7 protein-coding genes are annotated in these 7,094 nt (G+C 68.3%); 5 read left to right on the forward strand and 2 right to left on the reverse strand.

The window, feature by feature from the left end:
• Positions 1-133: 133 nt before the first annotated feature.
• On the reverse strand, positions 134-1,141 hold the full coding sequence (locus DBR20_RS01685; RefSeq protein ID WP_108264964.1) for a zinc-binding alcohol dehydrogenase family protein: 1,008 nt from the start codon (positions 1,139-1,141) through the stop codon (positions 134-136).
• A gap of 90 nt (positions 1,142-1,231) precedes the next feature.
• On the opposite strand from DBR20_RS01685, the gene DBR20_RS01690 reads away from it, so the two are divergent.
• Genes DBR20_RS01690 through DBR20_RS01700 form a run of 3 tightly spaced genes read left to right on the forward strand, consistent with a single transcriptional unit; the run spans position 1,232 to position 3,288 of the window.
• A complete protein-coding gene (locus DBR20_RS01690) occupies positions 1,232-2,206 on the forward strand; it encodes a LysR family transcriptional regulator (RefSeq protein ID WP_108264965.1) in 975 nt (324 codons plus the stop codon).
• Positions 2,207-2,218: 12 nt separating this feature from the next.
• A complete protein-coding gene (leuE, locus tag DBR20_RS01695; protein WP_108264966.1) occupies positions 2,219-2,848 on the forward strand; it encodes a leucine efflux protein LeuE in 630 nt (209 codons plus the stop codon).
• Positions 2,845-3,288, forward strand: a complete 444-nt coding sequence (locus tag DBR20_RS01700; RefSeq protein ID WP_108264967.1) for a hypothetical protein — start codon at positions 2,845-2,847, stop codon at positions 3,286-3,288. The genes leuE and DBR20_RS01700 overlap by 4 nt, the downstream gene beginning before the upstream one ends.
• Before the next feature lie 42 nt (positions 3,289-3,330).
• On the opposite strand, the gene DBR20_RS01705 is transcribed toward DBR20_RS01700, so the two are convergent.
• Entirely contained in the window at positions 3,331-4,233 is a 903-nt protein-coding gene (locus DBR20_RS01705; protein WP_108264968.1) for a LysR family transcriptional regulator, read from the reverse strand.
• A 121-nt stretch (positions 4,234-4,354) separates the two neighbouring features.
• Here DBR20_RS01705 and DBR20_RS01710 point away from each other — a divergent pair, with 121 nt between their 5' ends.
• Entirely contained in the window at positions 4,355-5,350 is a 996-nt protein-coding gene (locus tag DBR20_RS01710) for an aldo/keto reductase (RefSeq protein WP_108264969.1), read from the forward strand.
• A gap of 175 nt (positions 5,351-5,525) precedes the next feature.
• Entirely contained in the window at positions 5,526-6,953 is a 1,428-nt protein-coding gene (locus DBR20_RS01715; RefSeq protein ID WP_100554265.1) for an amino acid permease, read from the forward strand.
• Positions 6,954-7,094: the final 141 nt, after the last annotated feature.

Below are 7,094 nucleotides of genomic sequence, written 5' to 3' on the forward strand. Positions count from 1 at the left end.
CCCATGCCACCCCGCCTTTCACGGATTTCCGCGATCTGCAGTAGATCCACGCCATGCGTGGATGAAGCTCAGAAGGATCGATACGGGTTTCTTGTAAGGGAGCACCCGCTTTTACTTTGCTTGGCCGGAACCCTTACCAGCCTTCCAACACGATCTTGCCCTTCGCCCGATGGCTCTCCAGCAGCGCGTGCGCACGCCGCAGGTTGGCCGCGTCGATGCGCCCGAAGTGCTCACCCAGCGTGGTCTGCAGAACACCGGCATCGACCAGTTCGGCCACCCGGTTCAGCAGGTCATGCTGGCGCTGCATGTCGGCCGTCCTGTACAGCGGCCGGGTAAACATCGATTCCCAGTGCAGCGACAGCGCCTTGCGCTTCAGCGCCATCACATCGATCTGGCCCGGATCATCGATCAGCCCCAGCTGCCCCTGCGGCGCCAGCAGCTCGACGAGCTGCGCATAGTGCTGGTCGGTGTGGGTCAGGCTGGCCACGTGGTCCACCTCGGTGATGCCCAGCCGGGCCAGGCCCTCGGCCAGCGGCAGGGTGTGGTCGATCACATGGTGCGCGCCCATCGCCTGCACCCAGTCCTGGGTCTCCGGGCGCGAGGCGGTGCCGATCACCGTCAGCCTGGTCAGCCGACGTGCCAACTGCACCAGGATCGAACCCACGCCGCCCGCTGCACCGATCACCAGCAGGGTCTGGCCATCGCCACCACCTTCGGCGATGCGCAGGCGGTCGAACAGGAGTTCCCATGCGGTGATCGCGGTCAGCGGCAGCGCCGCCGCGGCGGCATCGTCCAGGCTGGCCGGCTTGCGGCCAACGCTGCGCTCGTCCACCAGCTGGTATTCGGCATTGCTGCCCGGGCGATCGATCACGCCAGCGTAGTACACCGCCTCGCCGGGCTGGAACAGGGTCACCTCGCTGCCGACCGCATCGACCACGCCGACCGCATCCCACCCCAGCACGCGCGGGCCATCGGTGGCAGCGCCGCGTCGCACCTTGGTGTCGACCGGGTTCACCGCCACCGCGCGCACCGCCACCCGCAGGTCGCGTGGGCCCGGCTGCGGTACGGGCAGGTCGAGGTCGATCAGGGCCTGCGGGTCGTCGATCGGCAGGCCGGTATGGGTGTAGGCAATGGCGCGCATGGGGGAGATCCAGTGAGAAGAGACCACAGCGTGCGCCGTGCGCAGGGGGCGCAGAAAGGCGCAGAATCGGTCAACACTTTCACTGCAGCAATGAAAATGGTCCGCTTCGACGATCTGCAGCTGTTTGTCCGTACCGCCGCGCTGGGCAGCTTCTCGCAGGCCGCGCGCGAGGCCGACCTGCTGCCAGGCCAGGTGGCCGCGGCGGTGGCGCGGCTGGAACGCGAACTGGACCTGCGCCTGTTCGTGCGTACCACCCGCAGCCTGCGGCTGACTGCCGAAGGCGCGCTGTACCTGCCCTACGCACAGGACGTTCTGACCACCCTGCGCGAAGGCCAGGCGCGGGTGCAGGGCGAGGATGCCGAACTGCATGGCACCCTGCAGTTGTCGGCGCCCTCGGACTTCGGCCGCAACCTGCTGCTGCCGTGGCTGACCGCGTTCCGTGCCGCACATCCACGGCTGCGCCTGCACCTGCGCCTGTCCGATGAAGTGGCCGACGTGTTCCGCGACCCGGTCGACGTGGCGATCCGCATTGGCCACTTCGACGATGCCAGCTATGTCGCCCTGCCGTTGCTGGAAGGCAACCGGCGCGTGCTGGCCGCATCGCCCGAGTACCTGCGGCGGCGTGGCACGCCGACCCGGCTGGACGATCTGCGTGAACACGATTGCCTTGTCTACCAGCTCGGCGGGCGTGCCTACGATCGCTGGTCATTCGAGCTGGAGGGGCGCCGCGTAGTGATCCCGGTGCGCGGGCCACTGGTCTGCGACGACGCTGACGTGGTGCGGCGTTGGGCGGTCGCCGGCGAGGGCATCACCTACAAATCCTGGCTGGACGTGCGCGACGACGTGCTGGGTGGACGCCTGCAGGTGCTGCTGGATGGCATCGGCAGCCACATCCCCCTGCAGCTGGTGTGTCCGCACCGCAAGCAGTTCTCACCGGCGGTGCGGCAACTGCACGCGCAGCTGCGCCAGTACCTGCAACCGCTGCTGTCCGCGATGCCCGGCCATGGCGGCCTGCCCCTGTCGCCTGCAACGCCACTGTCCGACAATGGTGCTCCCCCGTTGTAAGAGAATCGCGCCATGCCGTGGATGGGCATCCAGGACCTGTGGACCTTCCTGCTCGCTGTGCTGGTGTTCCTCGCCCTGCCCGGGCCGGGCACCTTCACCCTGCTGACCGCCACCGGTCGTGGCGGTGTCCGCGGCGGCTACACGGCGCTGGCCGGCCTGCTGGTTGGCGACCAGATCCTGATGTGGCTGGCACTGGCCGGCGTTGCCGCGCTGCTGAAGGCCAATCCGACGGTGTTCCACGCGGTGCAGTATCTCGGCGCGGCGTACCTGGTGTGGGTAGGCATCAGCCTGCTGCGCGCGCCCAAGGGCGACGGTGCCGAGGTTGGCCCGGTGCGCATGCAGCCGGGCCGCTACTTCCAACAGGCGATCCTGGTCAGCCTGCTCAATCCGAAGGCGATCCTGTTCTACATGGCCTTCCTGCCGCTGTTCATCGACCCGAAGGCACACCAGGGCATGGCCACCTTCGCGGCACTGGCCAGCATCATCTTCGTGGTCAGCATCGCCTACTGCTCACTGCTGATCTGGGTCGGCAACCTGGCCCGCCGTCGGTTGATCCAGCACCCGCGGGTCAGCGATGCGCTACGGCGTGTGGCCGGCCTGTTCCTGGTCGGCTTCGGTATCCGCCTGGGGCTGAACGGGTGATCCGGCGGCTGGCGCTGGTGTTCATCGGGCTGCTGGCCGGCACCGCAGCGGCCAGCGCACAGGACCATCGCTGCCTCACCGGGGGCCGCAACGACGGCATCCACCTGCTGTGGCGCTGGCTGGACGATGGCAGCGCCGACGTGCAGTACGCCGGGCAACGCGGCCGCCTGCAGGTGCAACGGGCGTCGCAGGAAACGACGGTGCTGGACGAGGACCGCCCGTACCAGTTCGACAGCGTCTGGGAAGAACGCATCAGTGGCCGCCTCAATGGGCGCTACTACCTGACCACGCAGGGCGCGCGCGTCTACGGTTTCAGCTACGAGCGCGCCCGCGACGGGCGACGCACCGAGTTCAAAGAGGACGTCGAGGCGTGGCAGGAAGATGGCTGCCATTGGGCGGGCGTCGAGCCGCTGCCCGTCGCGTCGAGTGGGCTCGACTGAGCCGACGCGACGGCCGCCAACCAAGGTTGGCGTCTATCAGGGCTACGACTCATGCATTCCCTCGCGCAGGTGATCGATGAACACCCGCAGCTTGGGCGCCATCTGCTCGCGCGCGGGGTAGTACAGGTGGAAGCCAGGGAACGGCGGCTGCCAGTCCTGCAGCACACTCTGGACTCGCCCAGCGGCGATGTCGTCGGCCATCAGCGAGGCGAAACCCTGGGCCATGCCCAGCCCCGCCAGCACGGCGTGATGGGCGACACCGGCATCGTTGAACGCCAGCCGCCCGCTCACTTCCACGTCCAGGTCGTGGCCTTCGCGGCTGAACTCCCAGGGCATCAGCCGACCATTGGCCAGGCGGTGCACGATGCAGGCGTGGCCCTGCAGGTCATGCGGGGTCTGCGGCACGCCATGGCGTTCGAAATAGGCCGGTGTGGCCACCACCACCTGCCGCTCGGGTGGCCCGACCGGCACCGCGATCATGCCCTGTGCGAGTGATTCGCCCAGGCGGATGCCGGCGTCGAAGCCCTCGGCCACCAGATCGGTCAGCGCTGGGTCGACGCACAGTTCCACCTGCACCTGCGGGTAACGCGCAAGGAAGTCGGGCAGCCGCGGCAGCACCATGCGATCGGCGACGATGCGCGGCAGGGTCACACGCAGCCGCCCGGCAGGCACCGAGCGCGCGCTGTCCAGTTCGGCAAATGCCTGGTCGATCTGGTCCAGGCCTCCGCGCACGCGCTGCAGGAAACGCGCGCCGTGTTCGGTCAGGCTCACCCGCCGCGTGGTCCGCTGCAGCAGGCGCACGCCCATCCGCGCTTCCAGCGCACGCACGCTCTGCGACAGCGCCGAGGTCGACACGCCCAGCGCATTGGCGGCGCGGGTGAAGCTGGCATGTTCGGCCACGTGGACAAAGGCGACCACAGCGGTGAGGGGGACGGAGGCATCCATTGTGAAGCCATCCTTCAAGGTAAGTCCGGTGGCACGCAGTTTATCCACATGATGGCGTGGAGGATGCTGTGCTCCTCGCCACTGCCCATCCAGGCGTGGCGTCTTCCCCAAGGAGATCCGCATGAAGACCCGTACTCTCGGCCCCGTCGGCCCGACCGTGTCCGCCCTCGGCCTCGGCTGCATGGGCATGAGTGCCTACTACGGCGGCCGCGGCAGTGACGATGACGGCATTGCCGTCATCCGGCACGCGCTGGACCGTGGCGTAACCCTGCTCGACACCGCCGATGTGTATGGCCCGCACACCAACGAGGTGCTGGTCGGTCACGCGATTGCCGGGCGCCGCAACCAGGTGTTCCTGGCCAGCAAATTCGGTATCGGCCTGGACCCGGCTGACCCAAAGGGGCGCCAGGTCAACGGCCGCCCGGACTATGTGCAGGCCGCCTGCGAGGCCAGCCTGCGCCGCCTGGGCGCGGACCACATCGACCTGTACTACCAGCACCGCGTCGACCCGACCGTGCCGATCGAGGACACCGTAGGTGCGATGGCACGCCTGGTGGAACAGGGCAAGGTGCGCTGGCTGGGCCTGTCCGAGGCCTCCGCGGCCACTCTCCGCCGCGCCCATGCGGTGCACCCGATCACTGCGGTGCAGAGCGAGTACTCGCTGTGGTCACGCGAGCCGGAGCAGAACGGAGTGCTGGCCACCACGGCGGAACTGGGCATCGGCTTCGTGCCATATTCGCCGCTGGGCCGTGGCTTCCTGACCGGCGCCATCCGCAGCCCGGATGACTTCGACGCCGATGATTACCGGCGCACCTCGCCCCGCTTCGAAGGCGAAAACTTCCAGCGCAACCTGGCGCTGGTGGACACCGTGCAGGCGCTGGCCGCCGAACGCGGCATCGCCGCCTCGCAGCTGGCGCTGGCCTGGGTGCTGTCGCGCGGCGAGCACATCGTACCGATCCCGGGCACGACGCGGCAGGCACGGCTGGACGAGAACCTCGGTGCGCTGCAAGTGGAACTGGATGCGGCCACGCTGGACGCACTGGATGCCGCCTTCCCGCTGCATGCCGCTGCGGGTGAACGCTATTCGGTCAGTGGCATGGCCAACATCGAGTCGTAGGAGCGGCCGGGACGAACGCACACCGGTAGCTGCCACCGGATTGTGCCGATTCCGGCAGCCTGGCCGGGGCGCAGCGCGCGCCACGCCATGCATGACCCCCGTCAGTGGCAATGCTGCGCTGCGTTCGGTCACACTCGGGAACTTGTCGTTCTCAGTCACCCCTTCCGAGGCCTGCATGTCCCTGCTCCGGCGCAAGTCCCTAGATTCCGTCACCGTCCATGAAGCCGGCCGGCGCCTGGTCCCGACCCTCAGCTGGCCGCACCTGATCGCGCTCGGCATCGGCGCCATCGTCGGCACCGGCATCTACACCCTGATCGGCGTCGGTGCCGACCGCGCCGGCCCCGCTGTGCTGATCTCCTTCGCCATCGCCGGCGCGGTGTGTGCCTGCGCGGCATTGGCCTACGCCGAACTGTCCACGATGATGCCGGCTGCCGGCAGCGCCTATACCTACAGCTACAGTGCCCTGGGCGAAGTCTTCGCCTGGGTGGTGGGCTGGAGCCTGATCCTGGAGTACTCGCTGGTGGTGAGTACCGTGGCGGTCGGCTGGTCGGGCTATTTCGTCGGCTTCCTGGAATGGGTGCATACCCAGTTCGGCTGGGACCTGCGCCTGCCGGCCATGCTCGCGGCGGGCCCGCACGTCGATGGCGGCATGATCAACCTGCCCGCCATCGTCATCACCTGGCTGGTGGCACTGATGCTGATGGCCGGTACCAAGGAGAGCGCCACCCTCAACGCGATCCTGGTGGTGTTCAAGCTGATCGCGCTGGCCATCTTCGTGGCGGTGGCCCTGCCGGCGTTCGATACCAACAACCTGCAGCCGTTCATGCCCTACGGCTTCGCCAAGACGCTGGGGCCGGATGGCGTCGAGCGCGGCGTGATGGCCGCGGCGGCGATCATCTTCTTCGCGTTCTACGGCTTCGATGCGATCTCCACCGCCGCCGAAGAAACCAAGAACCCGGCGCGCGACCTGTCGATCGGCATCATCGGCTCGATGGTCGGCTGCACCATCGTGTACGTGCTGGTGGCGCTGGCCGCGATCGGTGCGATGAGCTACACCGTGTTCGGCCAGAGTGCCGAGCCGCTGGCACTGATCATGCGCCAGCTGGGCCAGCCAACCGCCGCGATGCTGATCGGCGTGATCGCCATCATCGCCCTGCCGACCGTACTGCTGGCCTTCCTGTACGGCCAAAGCCGCATCTTCTTCGTGATGAGCCGCGATGGTCTGCTGCCGCGTGGCCTGTCCAAGGTCAACGCACGCACCGGCACGCCGGTGGCGACCACGCTGTTCACCGCCGTGGTTGTGTCGGCGCTGGCCGGTGTGGCGCGCCTGGACGAGATCGCCGCGCTGGCCAATGCCGGCACCCTGGCCGCGTTCACCGCCGTTGGCATCTGCCTGGTGGTGCTGCGCGTGCGTGAGCCGAACCGCGAGCGCACCTTCCGCACGCCGTTCGCCTTCATCGTCGGCCCGCTGGCGGCGCTGGGCTGCATCTATCTGTTCATCAGCCTGCCGCACACCACCCAGCTGTACTTCCTGGCGTGGAACGTGGTCGGCCTGGTGCTGTACTTCGCCTACAGCCGTCGCAACGCGCTGATCGGCCGGTAAAGGTAGCGCCGGGCCATGCCCGGTGGTCTTTGGGGATTGCCGGCCAGCGGCCGGCACTACCGCAGGGCGGCTAGCCGCCCTGCTTTGCCGCGTAGTCCTGCGCCTGGCGCATCACCCGCAGCAGGTTGCCGCCCCAGATGG

The organism is Stenotrophomonas sp. HMWF023, assembly GCF_003060985.1.
Lineage (GTDB): Bacteria > Pseudomonadota > Gammaproteobacteria > Xanthomonadales > Xanthomonadaceae > Stenotrophomonas > Stenotrophomonas lactitubi.

Bases quoted from the DNA above. Each gene is read 5' to 3' on its own strand.
- DBR20_RS01685 (WP_108264964.1), bottom strand. From the start codon at position 1,141: ATGCGCGCCATTGCCTACACCCATACCGGCCTGCCGATCGACGACCCG.
- DBR20_RS01690 (WP_108264965.1), top strand. From the start codon at position 1,232: ATGAAAATGGTCCGCTTCGACGATCTGCAGCTGTTTGTCCGTACCGCC.
- leuE (WP_108264966.1), top strand. From the start codon at position 2,219: ATGCCGTGGATGGGCATCCAGGACCTGTGGACCTTCCTGCTCGCTGTG.
- DBR20_RS01705 (WP_108264968.1), bottom strand. From the start codon at position 4,233: ATGGATGCCTCCGTCCCCCTCACCGCTGTGGTCGCCTTTGTCCACGTG.
- DBR20_RS01710 (WP_108264969.1), top strand. From the start codon at position 4,355: ATGAAGACCCGTACTCTCGGCCCCGTCGGCCCGACCGTGTCCGCCCTC.
- DBR20_RS01715 (WP_100554265.1), top strand. From the start codon at position 5,526: ATGTCCCTGCTCCGGCGCAAGTCCCTAGATTCCGTCACCGTCCATGAA.